The following is a 21,464-nucleotide window of genomic DNA, read 5'->3' as shown; positions in this document are numbered from 1 at the left end:
AGGAGAGAAGCATGACCGAAACATTACTTGAACATAATCGTGCCAAATCAAGCTTAATGGGGCTTGACGAACTAGATCATTTCACAACCCAAAAAGAATTCACACGTTGCGGACTTTGTGAAAACAACTGCGCATTGACGGTGACGATTTTCAACGATGGCTCAAAATTTGTCACTGGTAACCGTTGTGAACGCGGAGCTGAAAAAGTCACTAAAATCAAATTTGACCGCAGCAATCAAAAAGAAAACCTCGTTGATTATAAATATAAAAAACTCTTTAAGTTCAAAGCACTTACTAAACGAGATGCTGTACACGGCATTATCGGTGTTCCTCGTGTGCTTAACATGTATGAAAATTACCCACTTTGGCACACTATTTTAACAGACCTTGGTTTCCGTGTTCAACTTTCACCAAAATCTGATAAAAAATTATTTGAAAAAGGGATTGAAACTATTCCTAGTGATACCGTTTGTTATCCTGCCAAAATGGTACATGGACACATTCAAAGTTTGATTGACCGAAAAGTTGACGCTATTTTCTACCCAAGTGTTATTTACGAACAAATCGAAAATAGCAAAGCGCCTAATCACTACAACTGCCCAATCGTTCAAAGTTACCCAGAAGTTATCGAAAAAAATATGGACCCTATCCGTAATGGTGAGGTGAAATATTTCCATCCCTTTGTTAACTTGGCTGACCACGAATCTGTTGTAAAATCATTGATTAAAGCTTTCAGCAAATACGAAGATATTACAGCTGAAGATATTCAAAATGCTGTTGAACATGGCTATCAAGCGCTAGCTGATTTCAAACAAGATTTGCAAGATAAAGCTGATGAACTCTTATCTACTCTTGCTCTCAAAGGTGAAAAGGCTATTGTCCTTTCAGGTCGTCCATATCACCTCGACCCTGAAATCAACCATGGTATTGCCAATATCATCACGCAAGAAGGCTTCCATGTTTTGACAGAAGATATGGTAGCTGGTCTTGAAGAAGTTTCAGGACTTCGTGTTGTGAACCAATGGGTTTACCATTCTCGCCTTTATGCGGCTGCCAAGGTGGTTTCTAAAAATCCAAACCTTGAGCTTGTTCAACTAAACAGCTTTGGTTGCGGACTTGACGCGGTAACAACTGACCAAGTCGAAGAAATCATGCGTGGTCACAACAAACTATATACCGTACTCAAAATTGACGAAGGTAGTAACCTCGGTGCTATCCGAATTCGTCTCCGTTCCCTCAAAGCTGCCGTTGAAGAACGTGATAAAAAATTCAAAAAAGCTAATCTTGACCACATTTTCAATCAAGCACCACAATTTGATAACCAATTCGATGAGGAAGAAGAACCCAAAGAACCTGTCTTTACTAAAGAAATGAAAAAGACACACACGCTTCTTATGCCAATGCTTTCTCCAATTCACCAAAATGGTCTTATCGAAGAAGCCTTCAAACATGCTGGCTACAACGTTGTCATTTTACCTGCAATGGACAGAAAAGCCGTTGAAGTCGGGTTGAAATTCGTCCATAATGACGCCTGCTACCCTGCTATCATTTCTATCGGTCAATTGATTGAAGCTCTTCAAAGCGGCAAATATGACCTTGATAATACCAGCGTTATGATGACCCAAACTGGTGGTGGTTGCCGTGCAACTAACTACATTCCACTTTTACGTAAAGCTCTGAAAGACGCTGGCTTCCCTCAAGTTCCTGTGGTTTCCATTTCTATGGGAAATCAAGGTACCGAAGAAACACCAGGTTGGAGCCTCACTTATTCATTCGTCAAACGCCTACTCATCAGCGTTTTGTATGGTGATTTATTCGAACGTGTGCTCTATCGTGTTCGCCCATACGAAGCTGTTCCGGGTTCTGCTAACGCCCTTTATGACAAATGGCTTGAAATTGCTCGTAAAAATGTGATGTCAGGTTCATATTTTGAATTTAATCATAACATGAAACGTATCATCAAAGAGTTTGATAGCCTTGAAACCGTTGATTTCGGACAAAAACCTCGTGTCGGTGTCGTTGGAGAAATCCTTGTCAAATACGCTCCAACAGCTAACAACGACATCGTTTCTATCATTGAAAATGAAGGCGGTGAAGCTGTTGTTCCTGACTTATTGGTTTTATGAATTATTCACTTTTCAACCAAATTTGGAAAGCTGACGAGCTTAATATGAGCCAAAAAGCTAAACGCTTCGCTAAGCTTGGTATTGATGCCATTAATCTCCTTGAAAAACCAATGAATAAAGCCCTTGAAAAATCTGAACGCTTTGAAGGCATTGAGTCTATCTATGACATTGCCGAAGGTGCTTCTAAGATTATTTCAATTGGTAACCACACTGGTGAAGGTTGGTTCCTAACAGGTGAAATGATTGAATTGCTCAACAATGATGTTAAAAATATTGTCTGTCTCCAACCATTCGGTTGTTTACCAAACCACATCGTTGGTAAAGGTATGGTTAAAGAACTTCGTCGTCAATACAAGGCTGCTAATATTACTCCAATCGATTACGACCCAGGTTCATCAGAAGTTAACCAATTAAACCGCATTCGCTTGATGATGACAACTGCAAAAAAATGCAAAAAGCAACACTCACAAGCGCTAATTAACACAAAAAACTCCTGCTTAGCTTCTAACTAAGCGGGAGTTTCTTTGTTAGCGTAGGCAGAAATCAACTGCTACCAGTTCAAACTTAAGCCCAAAATAAAATTAGTCAAGATAAGCAATGACTTCGATTTCAACTTTGACGTCTTTTGGCAAACGAGCGACTTCTACTGCTGAACGTGCTGGAAAATCAGCCTTAAATGCCGTAGCGTAAACGTCGTTAAACGGTACAAAATCATTCATATCACTAAGGAAACAAGTTGTCTTAACCACATGGTCAAAATCTGTGCCTGCTTCCGCAAGAATAGCAGAAATATTTTTAAGAACTTGCTTAGTTTGTTCTTGAATAGTTGTTCCGATAATTTCACCAGTTTCAGGTGACAAAGGCACTTGACCTGAAGCAAATAGGAAATTACCAACGACCTTTCCTTGAACATAAGGTCCAATTGCCGCTGGTGCTTTATCTGTGTGAATTGTTTTTGCCATGATAAACTCCTTCTCTCAATTAAGTAGCTCTATTATAGCAAAATATTCTGAAAATTAAAACATTTTATAACTTATAAAACTGAGGAATATTTGGGATTGGCTTTTCTGATGTTATTGCCATAAATAGGTTTTAGAGCTTCAAAAGCAGCTACTACTCTATTAGGAATATCCACATGAGCTAGAAAATTCTTTCCATTTGGTCCATAACCTTATTCATTATCTGTTAATCTTGGAATCTCACCCATTAATAAATTGATATAGCGGTCAACATCCCACATGCCATGAATCTTTGTTGCGTAGGTGAGTTTATCTTGATAATTCAGGTAAGCTCGATAAGCTGCGTAATTAATCACTACCGTATCTTTTGAAAGGTATTTTCGTAATGTTGCTTCCATACGATATTGCATAGTAGCATCTTGGCATAAAATGATACTCTGGTGGGCAATGCCTTTGTTCTTCATTAATTTGAGCAAATTCGTGATATTATTGCCACAGTTTGTTGATTTGGTTTCAAGATAGTCAGCTTGGATTTGATAAACAGTCAAAAGATATTGTTGAAAAAGTTCAGCTTCTGTCAAGCTATTTACGGCAATTAAGGGATATTCTTTGTGAATCTGCTCTTTCAAGGTAGCCGTTGTATGTCCTTCACCACCAACAATAATATAATGCTCTGCAATATCATCTTTGATAGCCTTAGCCAGTACATCACCGCCAGCAAGAATGCTACCGCCAAAAAGAACCATAACATCTACTTTTTCTATTCCATATTTTTCATGCAAGTTTTTCTGATTAAGTTCCTCAACATCTCTTTTGCCACAAAATTGACCAAGGATATTAAGATTTTCTGCAATTTTTTGATTTTCCATTGGCAAGTCTCCGAGAATTTTTCTGATTTCTTTTGACACTAACGTCGAATGAATTTTGACGGAATGGCAAGGGGATTATTTTCATCAGCCAAAATCTGACGTACTGCTAATTTTCCCAGTTCATAAGAATAATGCTCTACTGACGGAATCCCAAGTAACTCACTAATATGCTGATTTTCTTGCCCGATAATCAACGGCAAAGTTCTGCCATCATCCTTAAAAGCCTTGATAACACCATAAGCCATTTGATCCTCATTCGTCACAATTGCATCAAAATCCTGCGTAAACTGTTTTGCCCAATTATAACCGTCTTGAAAATTAGAAATGCCACTAAAAACAGCTGAATTTTGATATTGCGGAAAATGTTCTAAAACAGAAACCATTGTCCGATAAGTCGCACTAGCTTCATCAGCTCTCGTAAAAAGATAGGCTGGTGATTTAATGCCCGTTTCAACTAAATAGGCATTAAGATCATTATAAGCTTGGTAGCGGTCAACATAGACTGATTTCAAAAAAGGATTGTCAATCGGCTCACATAAAAGAATGGGACCGTATTGTGCATAAGATGCAATGGTCTCTATCGGCAATTCACGTGACGTAAAGATAAGCCCGTCAAAAGCACGACCACGCAATTGTTCTAAATACTCACGTTCCGAAAGCTCATTGTAGCCCGAATGTAGTAAAAGCAAACTATGGTTTGTTTTCTTACTTTCATCTAGCATACCATTCAATAGCTGAGTGAAATAGGGATGACGATTGTGAGGAATAACAACCGCAATTTTATTAGTCTTTCCAGCACTCAATTCTTTTGCGACCAAATTTGGCGTATAATTAAGCTCTTTTATCACCGCTTGAATTTTTCGACGCACGTCATCTGACACATAAGGATGATTGTTAAGCACGCGTGACACCGTCGCTTTAGAATAACCCGTTCGTTCTGCAATATCTCTGATTGTTACCATTTAAACATTCCTCAAAAATTTATGAATTCCATAACCAACACCATTGCACTGGTTAACCAATGTGATAAATTTAGCTTGGGCAATCACATCTGGGCTAGCATTTGCCATTGCAATTGGAAAACTCGTCCGTTCAAACATTGGCAAATCATTGTGCCCATCGCCAAAAACCGCAGTTTCTCCCTCGCTCAAAGCTTCTTTTTGCATGATATAATCAATACCAGCTGACTTCTTAGCCGCCGCATGAGTGATTTCCAAATAATGATTTCCTGATTGCTGCACCGCAACCGTATCTATCCCTAATGATAGCACAAATTCTTGTAGATTTGTTAACGCTTTCTCATCAAAGACAATCATCATTAACTTATAAATCTCTTTTTTGGGTTTTAAGAAATGGCTGAGCAGCATTGTTCGTGTCGGCTTTTGTTGCGTAAGCTTCTGCTCAAAGAGAATTCCTTTGTCAATCTCATGACAATACCATTTATGCAAATCATAGTATGACAAACTGACCTCTGGAAATTTCTCATGAATCGCGCCAAGAAGAGTATGAACATCTCCTTTTGCTATTGGTTGACTGTGAATCGGAAGGATACGACCACCTTCAACACGATAGATCAAACCACCATTAAAGCTAACTTGCGCACCCGTCAAATCTAATTTTTTAATCGCTGCCATCATTTCCATTGGAGCACGAGCTGATACCAAGGTCATCGGAATGCCAGCTGATTTAATCAGAGAAACATTTTCCTCTGAAACTGCGCCAGTATTGTCAAGAAGCGTTCCATCCATGTCTGAAAAAATACGTTTAATCATCTTTTTTACCTCGCTTGTTTGATTTGACTAAAGTATAATTTATGAAACGCGTTCCAGGTCAAGCTCTTTTTTAAAAGAATTTTTTTCAAATAGTTACAAAAAACTTTTTTCTCTTTATTAATCGTGTATAATCAGTAATGTAATTAGCTATTTGACTAGTCATTGTCAATTCTAAAAATACGTTTCCAACCTCATAGTAACTAAAACATTGACATGACGTAAAAAGCACCCTAGCGAGATGAATTCTCACCGTTAGGGTGCTTTTATTATCTTAATGATTGTTTTTCTCATTACGTTTTTCTTTTAAGGCAGCTGTTTGTTTGCGAATTTCGTTTAAGAATGGCGCTGTTGTTAATCGGAAATTCTTATAGTTTCTAAGCATACGACGTTGATTGAAACGGAATGGCTCGATTTCTTTTTCTCTCAAGGTTTCATTGATGTGAAGTCGTAAATTTTCCAAACGTTTGCTAAAGACTTCAGCTTGCTGTGTTAAATCAGCAACTTCTGTTCGCACTGATTCGCGTAATTTTTCTTGCTCGGCACGAACGTATTTTTCAAAAGCAGTAGCAGCTTGTTGGAATTTCACCGTATCGACAACTGTCCAAATCAAATCTGCAGTCATCACAACAACAATACCTAATGCTAACCAATCATTCAGGTGATTAATTAGCCCCATCACTCCTGGTTGAATAAATTTAACGAGAACAACAATTCCAAATCCCCAGAAAAGTGATATCCGCGGTGCAATACGTCCCTGAATATTACCAAACTCCTGACTGTAGTCCCATAATTTCATATGAAAGACCGTTTCTAGCAACCAACCTGCAACATATTCAAATGCTGTTGCTACAAGCAAACCACTCAAGAACAGCCATAAAATATTGCTCTGAAACGGCTCTGTCGCTAGTAAAACCGTTGTCACTGCAAAGCCATAAACTGGACAATACGGTCCCACTAAAAAACCACGATAAGCAAACTTCTTATCCTTAATCGAACAATAAACCGTCTCCCAAAGCCAGCCTACAAACGAATAAATAAAAAACAAAAAGATAATGTCTGCCAATGAATATGTCATAAAACTCCAACCTTCTAAAATTCAAACTATTTTCATTATATCAAAAAACCTAGAACAAGACGTGTTCTAGGTTATTGTTTTACAAATTTTCAATAAGCTTTGCTGCAAATCCACTTGTTGAGCAGGCTACTTTTTCTTGCGCCAAATCAGCTGTAAATTGACCTTGTGCAAATGTTTTTTCAATCGCTGCTGTGATTAAACTAGCTACTTCTGTCCAACCAATGTAATCAAACAACATGCAACCAGACAAAAGAACAGAGCATGGATTGGCAATGTCTTTACCAGCAATATCTGGTGCAGTTCCGTGTGTTGCTTCAAAAATAGCGTGACCTGTTAAATAGTTGATATTGGCACCTGGTGAGATTCCAATACCACCAACTTGGGCAGCAAGGGCATCACTAGCATAGTCACCATTGAGGTTTGTCAAAGCCACAACATCAAATTTTTCAGGATTAAGCAAAATTTGTTGCAAGAAATTATCAGCAATAATGTCATTAATCACCAATTTTCCGCTGGCTAATTCGTCAGCGTATTCACGTTTTGCAAGGTCATAACCCCAGCTACGGAAGCCACCTTCTGTGAATTTTTGAATATTTCCTTTGTGAACAAGAGTGACTTTAGTCAAATTGTTAGCAAGAGCGTATTCAATCGCAGAGCGAATCAAACGTTCACTACCTTCTTGTGAGATTGGTTTGATTCCGATACTACTTGTTTCAGGAAAACGAATCTTGCTGACAGACATTTCATTTTGCAAGAAATCAATGACTTTTTTCACTTCTTCTGTGCCAGCATTCCACTCGATACCTGCATAAATATCTTCCGTATTTTCACGGAAAATAGTAATGCTTGTTTTTTCTGGTTCTTTAAGTGGGCTTTCAATCCCTTTAAAATAACGAACAGGACGCACACAAGCGTATAAATCCAATTCTTGACGAAGGGCAACATTTAGTGAACGAATCCCACCACCAACTGGTGTTTCTAGCGGACCTTTGATAGCGACCAAATCTTCTTTAATCGTTTCAAGAGTTGCTTCTGGTAACCATTCTCCTGTTGCTTCATGCGCTTTTTTACCAGCCAAAAGCTCAAGCCATTCAACTTTTTTCTGACCTTGGTAAGCTTTATCAATCGCTGCATCAAAGACAGCACGCGCATTTTTCCAAATGTCACGTCCAACACCATCCCCTTCAATAAAAGGGATAATTGGATTGTTAGAAACAGTCAAGTGACCATTTTCTAAAATGATTTTATCTGCCATTTTTCTCGTTTTTCCTTTCTAAGGCTTTTTAGCGTTCTTCAAGTGGTGTGTATTTCAAACCGAGCTCTCCAGTATAATGAGAACGTGGTCGAATCAATTTGTTATTTTTTTGTTGTTCTTGAATATGAGCAATCCAGCCTGATACACGGCTCATTGCAAAAATAAGGGTAAAAATCGAGCTATCAATACCAAGAACATGGTAAACCGTTGCCGAATAGAAATCGACATTTGGAATAAGCCCTTTAGTGTGTTTCATGTAATCTTCAATTTCACGTGACAAGTTGAACCACACTTCGTTTTCAGTACCTTCGGTAAGAGCTTGTGCCATTTCACGCAAATATTTTTCACGTGGGTCTTGTGTTTTATAAACACGGTGACCAAAGCCCATGATTTTTTCTTGCGAATCTAATTTTTCTTTCAAATACGCTTTGGTATCACCCATTTCACGAATTTCAGTTAACATGTCAAAGACACGTTCATTAGCACCACCGTGAAGTGGTCCTTTAAGCGTACCAATTGCAGTTGTCACACAAGAATAAATATCAGCCAATGTTGACGCACAGACACGCGCTGCGAATGTAGATGCATTTAATTCATGGTCAGCATGTAAAACCAAGGCATGATTTAAGGCTTTTACTTGCAATGGTGTTGGCTCCTCACCGCTTAACATATAAAGGAAATTCGCTGCAAATCCTAAATCTTCACGTGGAGCCACTGGTGTTTTCCCATCACGTAAACGCGCAAAAGTTGCAATAATAGTTGGCATTTTAGCCATTAATTGAATAGATTGTTCATATGTTGCTTCTTCAGAACTATCTTCAGCATTGACATTATACACACCAAGCAAACTAACTGTTGAACGAAGCACGCTCATTGGGTGCAAATGGCTGCGCGACTGAATCATAATGCATTGTTCAACCGCATCGCTGATGGCATAATTTTCACGAAGTTCTTTCACAAAATTACCAAGCTCTGCTCTATTTGGCAAATGCAAGTTCCAAAGAAGGTAAATCACTTCTTCAAAACTAGCATCGTTATCCACTAATTCAGAAATATTATAACCTGCATAGGATAAATTATCATCAATAATTGAACTAATATAGGTATTACAAGCCATTAAATCTTTTAATCCGCTTCCTCCTGTCATAGATTATGCGTCCTCCAATTTCTTTCTAACAACCATTGGTAAGATACCGCCGTTTTTATAGTAACGAATGTCAGCATCGGCATCAAAACGTACCATGGCTTTAAAGTGCTTTTCATCTGATTCATCACGAGCCACAACATCAACAATATCGTGAATACTAGGAGTTTCTGAAAGATTAATATCGTATGTTTCAAGACCAGTCAAACCAAGACTTTCTGCTGTATCACCTTCTAAGAATTGCAATGGTAATACACCCATCATGACAAGATTTGAGCGGTGAATACGTTCAAAACTTTCAGCCAAAACAGCTTTAACCCCAAGAAGGTTAGAACCTTTGGCAGCCCAGTCGCGACTAGATCCCATACCATAATCTTTACCTGCAATGACTAAAGTATCGACATTATCTTCTTTATAATGCATAGCAGCGTCATAAATTGGCATGATTTCGCCGTTGTATTTTGTGTAACCGCCGATTTTACCGTCCGCTAATTGGTTTTGGATACGAATATTGGCAAATGTTCCACGCATCATGACTTCGTGATTACCACGACGGCTACCATATGAGTTGAAGTCAACGTAATCAACACCATGATTATCTAAATACTTAGCAGCTGGGCTATTTTTAGCAATATTACCAGCAGGTGAAATGTGGTCAGTTGTCACACTATCACCAAATTTGGCTAATGGCTTAAGATTTCTCAATGGCTTAATTGCTAAATCATCACCTAGCTTGTCAAAATATGGTGGATTTTGAATATAAGTTGACGATTCATTCCAACGGTAAATCTTACTTTCTTCTGTTGGAATTTGATTCCATTTTTCACTATCTGTAAAGACGTGTTCATATTCTTGTTCGAACAATTCACGTGTCACGTATTTATTGACATATTCTGCCACTTCATCATTGGTTGGCATGATGTCTTTAAGATAAACAGGTGCATTATTTTGATCAAAACCAAGTGGTTCTGTTGTTAAATCAATATTTGTATTTCCAGCAAGTGCATATGCCACAACAAGTGGTGGGCTAGCAAGAAAGTTTGCTTTGACAAGCGGATTGACACGTCCTTCAAAGTTACGATTACCTGATAAAACAGCAGATACTAACAAGTCTGTCTCTGTAATAGCTTCTGCCACTTCTGGACGAAGGCTACCTGAGTTACCGATACATGTCGTACAACCATAACCGACAATATTAAAGCCAAGTGTATCTAAGTAAGTTTGCAAACCAGAATTACGTAGGTAACCTGTAACCACCTTAGACCCTGGAGCAAGTGATGTTTTAACTGTTGGAGCTACGCGCAAGCCACGTTCAACAGCATTTTTCGCAAGCAAACCAGCTGACATCAAGACGTAAGGGTTTGAGGTATTTGTACATGATGTGATAGCTGCGATAGCCACATGTCCTGTTTGAATCTTAATATCTTGGTCATCAAAATGAACGGTTGCTTTTTTATTGATTTCATCAGCTGTCAAACCAAAGCCTTGAACACCAGCTTCACGAACTAAGCTTTCTTGGAAAGTTTGTTTGGCTTGTGTCAAATCAATCAAATCTTGTGGACGTTTTGGTCCAGAAATACTTGGTGAAATTGTTGATAAATCAATTTCAACGACTTTAGTGTATTCCGCTTGATGCTCTGGGTCGTAAAAAAGATTATTGTGTTTGACATATTCTTTTGTTAAAGCAATATGGTCTTCTTTACGGTTTGTTAAACGCATATAATTGAGCGTTTCATCATCAATTGGGAAATAGCCGCAAGTTGCACCGTATTCTGGTGCCATATTGGCAATGGTGGCACGTTCGGCAAGGCTAAGATTTGATAAACCATCACCAAAATATTCAACGAATTTACCAACAACTTTTTCTTGACGAAGAACTTGTGTCACTTTAAGAGCTAAATCGGTAGCGGTGGCAATTTTAGGAAGTTTACCTGTCAAACGAACACCGATAACTTCTGGAACTGGAAAGAACGATGCTTCACCAAGCATTGCTGCTTCTGCTTCGATACCTCCGACACCCCAACCAAGGACACCAATACCGTTAATCATTGTTGTGTGACTATCAGTACCAAACATTGAGTCTGGATAAAGCATGCCTTCTTTTTCAATGACAACATCACTAAGGAATTCAATGTTAACTTGGTGAATGATACCAGTTGCAGGTGGCACCGCACGGTAGTTATCAAACGATTTTTCTGCCCATTTCAAAAATTCATAGCGTTCATTGTTACGTTTAAATTCAAGGTTAATATTATCTTCTAAAGCTGTGTCACAGCCAAAGAAATCGACTTGGACACTGTGATCAATAACCAAATCAACTGGAATTTCTGGATTAATAAGTTCAGCATCTCCACCATTGGCAACAATGGCATCACGCATTGACGCAAGGTCAACAACAACAGGAACGCCTGTAAAATCTTGTAAGATGACACGACTTGGTTTGAACGGAACTTCTCCGCCTGTTTTTTTAGGATTGTAAGTTGCTAAATTTTTAATGTGATTTTTTGTAACATCTACACCGTCATACTTTCTGAGTAAACTTTCAAGTAATATACGAATAGTGTAAGGGATTTTCTTGATATCTCCTCCATAATGTGAAACCGCTTCTTCAAGATTAAAATACGAATACTCACTATCTTTTAAGGAAAACTTTGATAAAAATTCTGTCATGTACAACCCCCGAAATATAATAAATTTTTTTAATTATACAGCTTTCAGAATATTTAGTCAAGTACAACCTATAATATCGTGTTAGGTTTTATGACATATCATATAATATAAAACTTTAGCATTTCTAAAAAACTTGATTTTACAATATTTTGTGTGTTATATCATTTTTAAATACTACATATTGTGTTTTTTCGAGAGATTTTTCTTGCTTTTTTGACTAATTTTGGTTATTCTAAATTAGCATTGAGTTTCCCATAAGGAAATATTTTTTAGGAGGATGCCCTAATGGCTAATAAAATCACAATTTTTTCAAAAAATAACTGTATGCAGTGTAAAATGACAAAAAAACTCTTGGATAAAGAGGGAGCTGATTACCAAGAAATCAACATCGACGAACGTCCTGAGATGATTGATTATGTAAAAGACCTTGGCTTCTCTGCTGCGCCAGTCATTAAAGCAGGTGACATTATTTTTTCTGGCTTTCAACCTGCAAAATTAAAAGAAATTATCTAAACCTTCTATAATTAAATTAAAATTAGAAAGGAGTTACCACACTTCAATTAATGAGCGTTGGTATCTTACTTTATGAGTCTTAAAAATCTCGGCGATGTTTCTTATTTTCGCCTTAATAATGAAATTAACCGTCCTGTGAATGGACAAATTCCCCTGAATAAAGATAAAGAAGCCCTTAAAGCTTTCTTTCGTGAAAATGTCATTCCATATTCAATGACTTTTGACACGATTATCGATAAAATCAACTATTTGATTGATAATGATTATATCGAGTCAGAATTTATCAACAAGTATACGCCAGATTTTATTGAGACTGTGGCTAAGGATTTGCAAGCACAAGGCTTTCGTTTTAAATCTTTCATGGCCGCCTATAAGTTTTATCAGCAATATGCTTTAAAGACAAATGACGGTAAACATTATCTGGAAAGCATTGAAGACCGTATTCTTTTTAATGCCCTTTATTTTGCTGACGGTAATGAAGAATTGGCACGTGATTTGGCAACTGAAATGATTCATCAACGCTATCAGCCTGCTACACCTTCCTTTTTAAATGCTGGTCGTAGTCGCCGTGGTGAATTTGTCTCTTGTTTTCTCATTTCAGTAACTGACGACATGAATTCGATTGGGCGTTCTATTAATTCAGCGCTACAATTGTCCCGTATCGGTGGGGGTGTTGGTATCAGTCTTTCAAATCTGCGTGAGGCTGGTGCTCCTATCAAGGGTTATGAAGGGGCAGCTTCTGGTGTTGTTCCTGTCATGAAGCTCTTTGAAGATAGTTTTTCATATTCTAACCAACTGGGGCAACGTCAAGGGGCTGGTGCTGTTTACCTTGATGTTTTCCACCCAGATATCATGGCGTTTCTATCAACAAAAAAAGAGAATGCTGACGAAAAAATCCGTGTCAAAACTCTCTCACTTGGTATCACTGTGCCTGATAAATTTTACGAATTAGCTCGCAATAACGAAGAGATGTATCTCTTTAGCCCATATAGTGTTGAGCGTGAATACGGCGTACCTTATAGCTATGTTGATATTACGGCTGAATATGACAAAATGGTTGCTAATCCAAATATCGTCAAAACCAAAATTAGAGCACGTGATTTGGAAACTGAAATTTCAAAATTACAACAAGAATCTGGTTACCCTTACGTGGTCAATATTGATACAGCTAATCGTACCAATCCAATTGACGGTAAAATTATCATGTCAAATCTTTGTTCAGAAGTGCTTCAGGTTCAAACCCCTAGCGTGATTAACGACGCTCAAGAATTTGTCAAAATGGGAACTGATATTTCATGTAATTTGGGCTCAACAAATGTGGTTAATATGATGACTTCACCTGATTTTGGACGTTCTATCAAAGCTATGACACGCGCCTTGACCTTTGTTTCGGACACCTCATCTATTGAAGCTGTGCCAACAATCAAGCATGGCAACGAACAAGCGCATACCTTTGGACTTGGTGCTATGGGGCTTCATACTTTCCTAGCTCAACATCACATTCATTATGGTAGCCCAGAATCCATTGAATTTACCAATATTTACTTTATGTTAATGAATTATTGGACTTTGGTGGAATCAAATCATATCGCTCGTGAACGCAAGCAAACATTTGTAGGGTTTGAAAACTCAAAATACGCTGACGGAAGCTATTTTGATAAATACATTACAGGTGAATTTGTCCCAAAATCTGACCGTGTGAAAGAACTCTTTGCAGAACATTTTATTCCTAGTGGTGAAGATTGGGCTAAGCTCCGCGATGCTGTGATGACAGACGGACTTTACCACCAAAATCGTCTAGCAGTTGCTCCAAATGGTTCTATTTCTTACATTAATGATGTTTCTGCGTCACTTCACCCGATTACGCAACGTATTGAGGAACGTCAGGAAAAGAAAATTGGTAAGATTTATTACCCAGCTGCTGGTTTATCTACAGATACTATTCCTTATTACACTTCTGCTTATGATATGGATATGCGAAAAGTCATTGATGTTTATGCTGCGGCGACTGAACACGTTGACCAAGGATTGTCACTAACGCTCTTTCTGCGCAGCGATATTCCGCAAGGCCTCTATGAATGGAAAACGCAAAGCAAACAAACCACTCGTGACCTTTCTATCCTGCGCCATTACGCCTTTAATAAAGGCATTAAATCAATCTACTACATCCGTACCTTTACCGATGACGGTGATGAAGTCGGCTCAAACCAATGCGAAAGCTGTGTAATTTAACTGAGTAAGTCTGACTAGACGTTAAAACGTCTGTCAGACTACGCTATTCGCTATGGCGAATGGCTAACTCACTTACTAACTCCATTAATCGACTAGTATCGAGTCGATTAATTACGTGTCGTAACCTTTTCCAATACTCGTATTGGTCCTAAAGGACCTAATAGCAAGACGTAAAACGTTATAGCGAAATGGTTAACTCCTTTACCAACTCCATTAATCAACTAGTATCAAATCGATTAATTATGTGGTGTGACTTTATCGAACAACTATTAGCAAGTCATAATGACATGGCGTAATCTTTTAAAAACTTATACTTGTTCTACAAAAGCTAAAATCAAACAGTAACTACTTTCGCTTAGGAATTCAAAAAGGTGTTAGCATTGGGGTAACTTTCACTCTTGGCAAAATACCTTGCTCTTGCTAGGTTAGCTTACTCCATGAAAAAAACAATCTTAAAAATTTAAATACTATTTCTGAAATCCCAGTCGTTTGGCTGGCTTTCTTAATCACTTTTAGGAGAATATAAATGTCACAAACTTATTATGAAGCCATTAATTGGAACGAGATTGAAGACATCATTGATAAATCAACTTGGGAAAAGTTGACGGAGCAATTTTGGCTTGATACGCGTATTCCGTTATCAAATGACCTTGATGATTGGCGTAAATTGTCAGCAGAGGAAAAAGACCTTGTCGGAAAAGTCTTTGGCGGATTAACTTTGCTAGATACCATGCAATCTGAATCTGGCGTCGAAGCGATTCGTGCGGACGTCAGAACCCCCCATGAGGAAGCTGTTCTGAATAACATTCAATTCATGGAGTCAGTTCATGCCAAATCTTATTCATCGATTTTTTCAACACTTAACACAAAATCTGAAATTGAAGCCATTTTTGAATGGACAAATAGCAATGACTACCTGCAAAAAAAGGCAAAAATCATCAATGATATTTATGAAAATGGAAACGCACTACAAAAAAAAGTTGCCTCTACCTTCTTAGAAACTTTCCTATTCTATTCAGGTTTTTTCACACCACTTTATTATCTTGGCAATAATAAATTGGCAAACGTTGCTGAAATTATCAAATTGATTATCCGCGATGAATCTGTTCATGGCACTTACATTGGCTATAAATTCCAACTTGGTTTCAATGAATTATCTGAAGAAGAACAAGACAATTTTCGTGAGTGGATGTATGATTTACTTTATCAACTTTACGAAAATGAGGAAAATTATACCAAATCGCTGTATGACGGTGTTGGTTGGACTGATGAAGTATTGACATTCTTACGCTACAATGCCAATAAAGCTCTGATGAATCTAGGGCAAGATCCTCTTTTCCCAGATACTGCTAATGACGTTAACCCTATTGTTATGAACGGTATTTCAACAGGAACGTCTAATCACGACTTCTTTAGTCAGGTCGGAAATGGTTATCTCCTTGGTTCTGTTGAAGCCATGCAAGATGACGATTACAATTATGGTCTCTAGTCTGAACTAATTTTGAAAATGTGTGATAACTTTTAAAAAACATGAAAACTAATCTTGACAAGAAACTATCTTCCATGCTAGACTATAGGTGATTAGATTCACAAAGGAGTGCCTCTGGCTGAGATCGCATTTGCGAAATCCTGATAACCTGATCTCGTTAGTACGAGCGTAGGGATTGTGACATGACCGTTTTAAACTTTGTTTTGAATATCATTGCACATATTATCAGAAAATTAAGCTCCTTTGTATAATAAAGGAGCTTTTAATGATGTCGTCAAAAAATTCTCAACTGTCTGCTTTGATTGAAACAGCTTTGGTAGCTGCTTTAGCCATGGCTTTATCTTATATTCCAGATTTTGCAAGCTGGTTCACACCGTCGTTTGGAGCTATTCCCTTGGTTCTCTTTGCACTACGTCGAGGAACAAAATATGGCATATTAGCTGGACTGATTTGGGGCTTGCTGCATTTTATCCTTGGTAAAGTTTGGTATTTAGCTTTATCACAAGTACTTATTGAATATATCCTTGCCTTTGTTTCCATGGGATTAGCTGGGATTTTTACCGTTCCTTTTCAAAATGCTCTGGTCAAGGACAATAAAGGACGTGCTTTATTTTACGCAACAGGTGGTGCTGTTTTAGCTGTCTTTGTTCGCTATTTCTGGCACTTCGTCGCTGGCTTTATTTTCTGGGGCAATTATGCGCCAAAAGGAATGTCGCCTTACTGGTATTCATTTACCGTTAATGGAACAGCTGGGATTTTAACCTTGATTTTTGTTATTTTAGCGCTAACTATTATCATTCCGACACAAGGAAAACTTTTCTTAGTTAAGAGATAAAACAAAAAAACACGTTTGTAGCGTCAGATTGAAGAAAAAGTCCATTTTGGATATTTTTCTTCAATCTTTTTTTCTTTTTGTTAAAAAATAAAAAACCTTAGGAACACCGTTATATCAGCATTTCTAAGAGTTTATTCAAATCGATAGATACACTCTAAATTTACAATATTTATACTGTTGAGAGGGTTTGTCTACGCTCTGACACGTTTGTAGCGTGTTTTTTTAATTGACCTTGAGACGACGATGATAACAGCGGTAAAAAAGTACAACCCACATCATGGCTTGCGAGAAAATGGTCATGCTCAATAGCATACCAATGGCTTTTATAGCAATATCCAAGCCAATCCATTCATTACAATAGCTTCTTGCAGCTGCTTCTGCTGCATTTGTGGTCACAACATTAGTTAATTCTGAATACATCTAGACATTGGTGAAAGAAACGAGCATAACAATAGCACCATAAATAATTTGAGCTACCGAACTGTTAAAGTCATTAGCTACTAAAGATGTCGTATTCGATATATCATATAACGTAAAAGTGCCACAATGAGAAACACTCAGGAAAAATACGATTAGGTTCGGTAGCCCCTGGTCCGCTTTACATTGCTGAAGATGTGGCATCCGAGCATATTAGCATTGATAATAATTTGCTTTCGGAAAATGATGTCATTGCTAAATTGCTGTCTCAAGATTATCAGCTCATTTTTACGCACCAAGAAATTCAAACAGATGACATCGAATCGCTTTATGTCGGCACGGAAAGTTTACGTGTTAACAGTGATGCCATAGTTGTCCCAGCTAATAAAACCGAAACGACGTTTCAAGAAATGGCTGGTTTTAGTTTCGTGGTTCTTCGCGACATTGGCATTTGGCAACGAATTATCGAGGACAATATTCCAAATGCGAAATTCATTTACCAAGCTGAAGTTGATGATTTCAATGAAATTAGGCGCTATTCGAGTTTGCCGTATTTCACAACCAATATTACGCAGCTCACGCGCGAAAGGCAAGTACACAATCGCCGTTTAGAAATGCCAATTACCGACGAAACTGCACAGATTGATTTTTACCTTGCCTATCTGAAAACAAACAAATCACACTTCAAAGTGGACATTACCGCCATTCAAACCGCCTGGGCACATTTGAAATGAGAATGACGAAATAGCTGAGTGTTCTTGCTCAGCTTTTTGCTATCTATCACGTTTGTTTTAGAGTTGTTTTGCTAGGTTAATCATTTCAAGCACACCTTGTGCGCATTCGCTGCCTTTATTTCCTGCTTTTGAACCTGAGCGTTCGATGGCTTGCTCAATATCTTCTGTCGTAATCACGCCAAACATAACTGGAATATCGCTTGTGAGATTGATTTGCCCGACACCTTTTGCCACTTCATTACAAACAAGATCGTAGTGACTAGTTGACCCACGAATAACACTGCCAAGTGTGATAACACCGTCGTATTTTCCACTTGCAACGATTTTTTTCGTCATAAATGGAATTTCAAAAGCACCTGGAACCCAGTAAACATCAATAGCTTCTTTAGCTACTTCGTTACGAATCAAGCCGTCCATTGCTCCACCTAATAATTTCGAGGTAATAAATTCATTAAAGCGTGCAACGACGATAGCGATTTTAACATCTTTTCCAATAAATTTCCCTTCAAATGTTGTCATGATTTTTTCTCCTTAAACGATGTGTAATAAATGATGAAATTTTTCTTGTTTGGTTTGCAAGTAAGTACGATTTTCAACGTGCGCTGGAATTTGTAACGGTAAGCGTTCGACAATCTCGATACCAGATTTTTCAAGCTGTTCTAGCTTATCAGGATTGTTAGTCAACAGCTTAATTTGTTTAATGTTCAAAAAGGACAATATGTCTGCTGCAATCTGGTAATCACGCTCATCTGGCGCAAAACCAAGCTCAAGATTGGCATCATAGGTATCAAATCCTTTTTCTTGCAGCTGATAAGCTTTGAGCTTATTTTTAAGACCAATACCACGTCCTTCTTGGCGAAGGTATAAAATCGCTCCGCATCCAAGTTTATCAATTTTCTTCATCGCTGCGTGCAGCTGCTCACCACAATCACAACGTAAAGAGCCAAAAACATCACCTGTCAAACATTCCGAATGCAGACGAACTAATAGTGGTTCATCAGACGTCAGGTCACCTTTTGATAACAAGAGGTGCTCACGTTTTTTCTCATCTTCAAACAAACGAAGCTCAAAATCACCATAAGACGACGGTAACGTTACCTTTGGGCTATCTTGAAAGCTCACATAACGTGCGATATCTCCTACTTCAATCATGGTCAAATGCCATTTTTCAGCATAAGCGTGCAAATCAGCTTTTCGTGCCATGGTGCCATTATCTTTTAAAATTTCGCAAATATAAGCTGCTTCTGTGCTACCAGCCAAACGTGCTAAATCAAGACTAGCTTCTGTATGCCCACGCCGTTGCAAAACACCGCCGCTTCGTCCAACCAAAGGAAACATATGCCCAGGTCGGTGAAAATCACTAGCTTTACTAGCCTTAGTAGCCAAGGTTTGAATGGTCTTAGCACGGTCAAAGGCTGAAATACCTGTTGAGGTTTCTTTATGGTCCACGCTGATAGTAAAGGCGGTGCCATGCGCATCAGTATTTTCTGCTGACATAGGAACAAGTTCCAAACGATCAGCAATGCTTTTAGCTACTGGCGCACAAATCAAACCACGCGCGTGCTTGGTCATAAAGTTCACATTGTCAGCGCTAGCCAATTCGGCTAAACCAACCAAATCCCCTTCTGCTTCGCGGTCATCATCATCAACCACCACGATTAATTTTCCTGCTTTCAAATCAGCAAGAGCTTTTTCGACATCCTTAAACATTTATTGTCCTCCCATTTTTGTAACTTGTGCTTGCATGTATTTGGCTAAAATATCCGTCTCGATATTGACCTTATCGCCTTTTTTGAGTCGAGCCAAGTTAGTTTCTTTCGCCGTATGCGGAATCAGCGACACGCTAAATTGCCCAGACGTCACCGACACCACCGTCAGACTAACCCCATTGACTGCGATTGAGCCCTGCCCCACGATTTGCCCTGCGAGTTTTTGGGAAATAGCAAAGCTAAGCACGATAGCATTTTCATCGCTGTGGTTTTGGATGAGAGTTGCGACACTATCAACGTGCCCCGTCACAAGGTGCCCTTCAAAACGTGCATTAGCAGCCATAGCCAGCTCAAGATTCACCAAGTCACCGATACGACATTCTGAAAAAATAGTGCGCTTAAAAGTCTCTGGCATAATATCCACCGTAAACGTATCACCTGCTTTAGCCACGCAAGTCAGACAAACCCCATTGATTGCCATACTATCACCGATTTTGTAATCCGCTAATAATTTTCGTGAAGCTTTGCAAGTTAATTTGATACTGTGTTGCTGTTTGACGATTCGGCTGATACGCCCTTGTTCTTGAATTAATCCTGTAAACATCACAACCTCCTTTTGACTGACAAACGTAGATTAGTGCCAATTGTTTGAACTGAAAAATCCTGCAAATCGTAAACTTGTTCAACCTGACGAGAACTGGCCATAGCAGCTCTGCCATTGCCACCAATCACCTTAGGGGTCACGTAAGAAATGAGCTCATCCCATAAATCGCTCGCTAAAAATGCATCATGAACCTGCGCTCCGCCCTCGACATAAACAGACTGAATCTTTTTCTCATAAAGCGCCTGCAAAATGTTAGCAATGGAAAAATTAGATAAGGCTATAACCGTGATATGCGCAGGCAAATTCGCAACTTGTCGCCTACTAAAAATGTAAACTGGCGCTGATTGATTTTTAAAAATTTGTAGCTCTCGTTTGTCAAAAATGCGCCCTGTTTCGTCCAAAATCACGCGTACTGGCGGATACAAACTCGTCCCAGCGCCCAATAATTGTGGGTTATCAATCAAAACTGTGTCAGCACCAACCAAAATGGCTTGGTAATCATCTCGCTCATCATGAACAAAACGGTTGGTTTCATCATTGGTCAAGGCAGTTCGTTTGCCAAGCACCGCAATTTTCCCATCCAAACTCACCGCTTGTTTCAAAACCACGTAAGGGCGCTTGTATTCATGGTAAAAATTATAATGCGGATTAAGTGCGCGTGCCTCATTTTCCAAAGCTTGTGTGACAACCTCAATTCCTTGACTTTTCAAGAATTCTAAACCTTTTCCAGCAACCAAAGGATTGGGGTCAAGCTGTCCAACAACAACCTTTTTAATGCCTGCTTCAACAATCGCCTGCGTACAAGGCGGCTGCTTCCCAGTATGATGACAAGGTTCCAGAGTCACATAAAGAGTTGAATTGGCTAGTTCTTCAGGGGCTTCACAATGCAAAATCGCATTTTTCTCAGCATGCTCGTGACCATACTGCAAATGCGCACCACGAGCAATCACACGACCATTTTTAACGATAACCGCACCAACTAAGGGATTGGTATAGGTCTGCCTAAAACCTTGTTTAGCTGCTGCAATTGCCTGTGCCATATAGTTTTCGTGCATAAAAGC

17 protein-coding genes, 2 pseudogenes and 1 riboswitch are annotated in these 21,464 nt (G+C 38.7%); of the genes and pseudogenes, 6 read left to right on the top strand and 13 right to left on the bottom strand.

The window, feature by feature from the left end; all coding sequences use genetic code 11:
• Window positions 1–11 precede the first annotated feature (11 nt).
• Window positions 12–2,638, top strand: a pseudogene (locus CCC20_RS09395) (acyl-CoA dehydratase activase-related protein).
• 69 nt (window positions 2,639–2,707) lie between these two features.
• Here the strand turns inward: CCC20_RS09395 and CCC20_RS09385 are convergent.
• The 8 genes and pseudogenes from CCC20_RS09385 to acnA form a co-directional block, all read right to left on the bottom strand.
• Entirely contained in the window at window positions 2,708–3,088 is a 381-nt protein-coding gene (locus CCC20_RS09385; RefSeq protein ID WP_003063919.1) for a RidA family protein, read from the bottom strand.
• A 71-nt stretch (window positions 3,089–3,159) separates the two neighbouring features.
• Window positions 3,160–3,954 (bottom strand): annotated as a pseudogene (locus CCC20_RS09380) (YdcF family protein).
• 38 nt (window positions 3,955–3,992) lie between these two features.
• On the bottom strand, window positions 3,993–4,916 hold the full coding sequence (locus CCC20_RS09375; RefSeq protein ID WP_013851637.1) for a LacI family DNA-binding transcriptional regulator: 924 nt from the start codon (window positions 4,914–4,916) through the stop codon (window positions 3,993–3,995).
• On the bottom strand, window positions 4,917–5,726 hold the full coding sequence (locus CCC20_RS09370; protein WP_013851636.1) for an HAD family hydrolase: 810 nt from the start codon (window positions 5,724–5,726) through the stop codon (window positions 4,917–4,919).
• A 271-nt stretch (window positions 5,727–5,997) separates the two neighbouring features.
• Window positions 5,998–6,801, bottom strand: a complete 804-nt coding sequence (locus tag CCC20_RS09365) for a putative ABC transporter permease (protein WP_013851635.1) — start codon at window positions 6,799–6,801, stop codon at window positions 5,998–6,000.
• Window positions 6,802–6,880: 79 nt separating this feature from the next.
• Window positions 6,881–8,056, bottom strand: a complete 1,176-nt coding sequence (gene icd / locus CCC20_RS09360; RefSeq protein WP_013851634.1) for an NADP-dependent isocitrate dehydrogenase — start codon at window positions 8,054–8,056, stop codon at window positions 6,881–6,883.
• A gap of 28 nt (window positions 8,057–8,084) precedes the next feature.
• Window positions 8,085–9,203: a citrate synthase gene (locus CCC20_RS09355; RefSeq protein ID WP_003063907.1), complete on the bottom strand. Its 1,119-nt coding sequence runs from the start codon at window positions 9,201–9,203 to the stop codon at window positions 8,085–8,087.
• Window positions 9,204–9,206: 3 nt separating this feature from the next.
• Complete coding sequence (gene acnA / locus CCC20_RS09350; RefSeq protein WP_013851633.1) at window positions 9,207–11,870, bottom strand: aconitate hydratase AcnA; 2,664 nt, start codon at window positions 11,868–11,870, stop codon at window positions 9,207–9,209.
• Window positions 11,871–12,155: 285 nt separating this feature from the next.
• Between acnA and nrdH the strand changes: the two genes are divergently transcribed.
• The 4 genes from nrdH to thiT all read left to right on the top strand — a co-directional run bounded on the left by nrdH (window position 12,156) and on the right by thiT (window position 16,939).
• Window positions 12,156–12,383 carry a glutaredoxin-like protein NrdH gene (gene nrdH, locus CCC20_RS09345; protein ID WP_003063903.1) on the top strand — a complete coding sequence of 76 codons (228 nt, stop codon included), beginning with the start codon at window positions 12,156–12,158 and terminating at the stop codon, window positions 12,381–12,383.
• Between the two features lie 72 nt (window positions 12,384–12,455).
• Window positions 12,456–14,615: a class 1b ribonucleoside-diphosphate reductase subunit alpha gene (nrdE, locus tag CCC20_RS09340; RefSeq protein WP_003063901.1), complete on the top strand. Its 2,160-nt coding sequence runs from the start codon at window positions 12,456–12,458 to the stop codon at window positions 14,613–14,615.
• Between the two features lie 526 nt (window positions 14,616–15,141).
• Window positions 15,142–16,104, top strand: a complete 963-nt coding sequence (gene nrdF, locus CCC20_RS09335) for a class 1b ribonucleoside-diphosphate reductase subunit beta (protein ID WP_003063899.1) — start codon at window positions 15,142–15,144, stop codon at window positions 16,102–16,104.
• A gap of 94 nt (window positions 16,105–16,198) precedes the next feature.
• Window positions 16,199–16,296, top strand: a riboswitch (TPP riboswitch).
• A gap of 76 nt (window positions 16,297–16,372) precedes the next feature.
• Entirely contained in the window at window positions 16,373–16,939 is a 567-nt protein-coding gene (gene thiT, locus CCC20_RS09330; protein WP_041974048.1) for an energy-coupled thiamine transporter ThiT, read from the top strand.
• A 222-nt stretch (window positions 16,940–17,161) separates the two neighbouring features.
• Here the strand turns inward: thiT and CCC20_RS09325 are convergent, their stop codons facing one another.
• Complete coding sequence (locus CCC20_RS09325) at window positions 17,162–17,359, bottom strand: hypothetical protein (protein WP_003063895.1); 198 nt, start codon at window positions 17,357–17,359, stop codon at window positions 17,162–17,164.
• A 194-nt stretch (window positions 17,360–17,553) separates the two neighbouring features.
• On the opposite strand from CCC20_RS09325, the gene CCC20_RS09320 reads away from it, so the two are divergent.
• The gene (locus tag CCC20_RS09320) at window positions 17,554–18,090 is read left to right on the top strand and encodes a LysR family transcriptional regulator (RefSeq protein WP_003063892.1); all 537 of its coding nucleotides are present in this window, start codon (window positions 17,554–17,556) and stop codon (window positions 18,088–18,090) included.
• A 57-nt stretch (window positions 18,091–18,147) separates the two neighbouring features.
• Here CCC20_RS09320 and ribH read toward each other — a convergent pair whose 3' ends face one another.
• From ribH to ribD, 4 genes are read right to left on the bottom strand one after another with little or no spacing between them, the layout of a single operon-like run.
• Window positions 18,148–18,609: a 6,7-dimethyl-8-ribityllumazine synthase gene (gene ribH, locus CCC20_RS09315; protein WP_003063890.1), complete on the bottom strand. Its 462-nt coding sequence runs from the start codon at window positions 18,607–18,609 to the stop codon at window positions 18,148–18,150.
• A 12-nt stretch (window positions 18,610–18,621) separates the two neighbouring features.
• Entirely contained in the window at window positions 18,622–19,800 is a 1,179-nt protein-coding gene (locus CCC20_RS09310) for a bifunctional 3,4-dihydroxy-2-butanone-4-phosphate synthase/GTP cyclohydrolase II (RefSeq protein WP_069789047.1), read from the bottom strand.
• Window positions 19,801–20,403 (bottom strand): riboflavin synthase, encoded by a 603-nt coding sequence (locus CCC20_RS09305; protein WP_069789046.1) that lies wholly within the window; start codon window positions 20,401–20,403, stop codon window positions 19,801–19,803.
• A complete protein-coding gene (gene ribD / locus CCC20_RS09300) occupies window positions 20,403–21,458 on the bottom strand; it encodes a bifunctional diaminohydroxyphosphoribosylaminopyrimidine deaminase/5-amino-6-(5-phosphoribosylamino)uracil reductase RibD (protein WP_013851622.1) in 1,056 nt (351 codons plus the stop codon). The genes CCC20_RS09305 and ribD overlap by 1 nt, the downstream gene beginning before the upstream one ends.
• Window positions 21,459–21,464 lie beyond the last annotated feature (6 nt).

The organism is Streptococcus sp. LMAG:39, assembly GCF_008680485.1.
GTDB classification, from domain to species: domain Bacteria; phylum Bacillota; class Bacilli; order Lactobacillales; family Streptococcaceae; genus Streptococcus; species Streptococcus pasteurianus.
The sequence above is the reverse complement of the archived record's forward strand: the minus strand, read 5'-3'. Positions and strand labels throughout refer to the sequence as shown.

Coding starts and splice junctions, on each gene's coding strand:
- CCC20_RS09385 (WP_003063919.1), bottom strand. CDS start 3,088: ATGGCAAAAACAATTCACACAGATAAAGCACCAGCGGCAATTGGACCT.
- CCC20_RS09375 (WP_013851637.1), bottom strand. CDS start 4,916: ATGGTAACAATCAGAGATATTGCAGAACGAACGGGTTATTCTAAAGCG.
- CCC20_RS09370 (WP_013851636.1), bottom strand. CDS start 5,726: ATGATTAAACGTATTTTTTCAGACATGGATGGAACGCTTCTTGACAAT.
- CCC20_RS09365 (WP_013851635.1), bottom strand. CDS start 6,801: ATGACATATTCATTGGCAGACATTATCTTTTTGTTTTTTATTTATTCG.
- icd (WP_013851634.1), bottom strand. CDS start 8,056: ATGGCAGATAAAATCATTTTAGAAAATGGTCACTTGACTGTTTCTAAC.
- CCC20_RS09355 (WP_003063907.1), bottom strand. CDS start 9,203: ATGACAGGAGGAAGCGGATTAAAAGATTTAATGGCTTGTAATACCTAT.
- acnA (WP_013851633.1), bottom strand. CDS start 11,870: ATGACAGAATTTTTATCAAAGTTTTCCTTAAAAGATAGTGAGTATTCG.
- nrdH (WP_003063903.1), top strand. CDS start 12,156: ATGGCTAATAAAATCACAATTTTTTCAAAAAATAACTGTATGCAGTGT.
- nrdE (WP_003063901.1), top strand. CDS start 12,456: ATGAGTCTTAAAAATCTCGGCGATGTTTCTTATTTTCGCCTTAATAAT.
- nrdF (WP_003063899.1), top strand. CDS start 15,142: ATGTCACAAACTTATTATGAAGCCATTAATTGGAACGAGATTGAAGAC.
- thiT (WP_041974048.1), top strand. CDS start 16,373: ATGTCGTCAAAAAATTCTCAACTGTCTGCTTTGATTGAAACAGCTTTG.
- CCC20_RS09325 (WP_003063895.1), bottom strand. CDS start 17,359: ATGTATTCAGAATTAACTAATGTTGTGACCACAAATGCAGCAGAAGCA.
- ribH (WP_003063890.1), bottom strand. CDS start 18,609: ATGACAACATTTGAAGGGAAATTTATTGGAAAAGATGTTAAAATCGCT.
- CCC20_RS09310 (WP_069789047.1), bottom strand. CDS start 19,800: ATGTTTAAGGATGTCGAAAAAGCTCTTGCTGATTTGAAAGCAGGAAAA.
- CCC20_RS09305 (WP_069789046.1), bottom strand. CDS start 20,403: ATGTTTACAGGATTAATTCAAGAACAAGGGCGTATCAGCCGAATCGTC.
- ribD (WP_013851622.1), bottom strand. CDS start 21,458: ATGCACGAAAACTATATGGCACAGGCAATTGCAGCAGCTAAACAAGGT.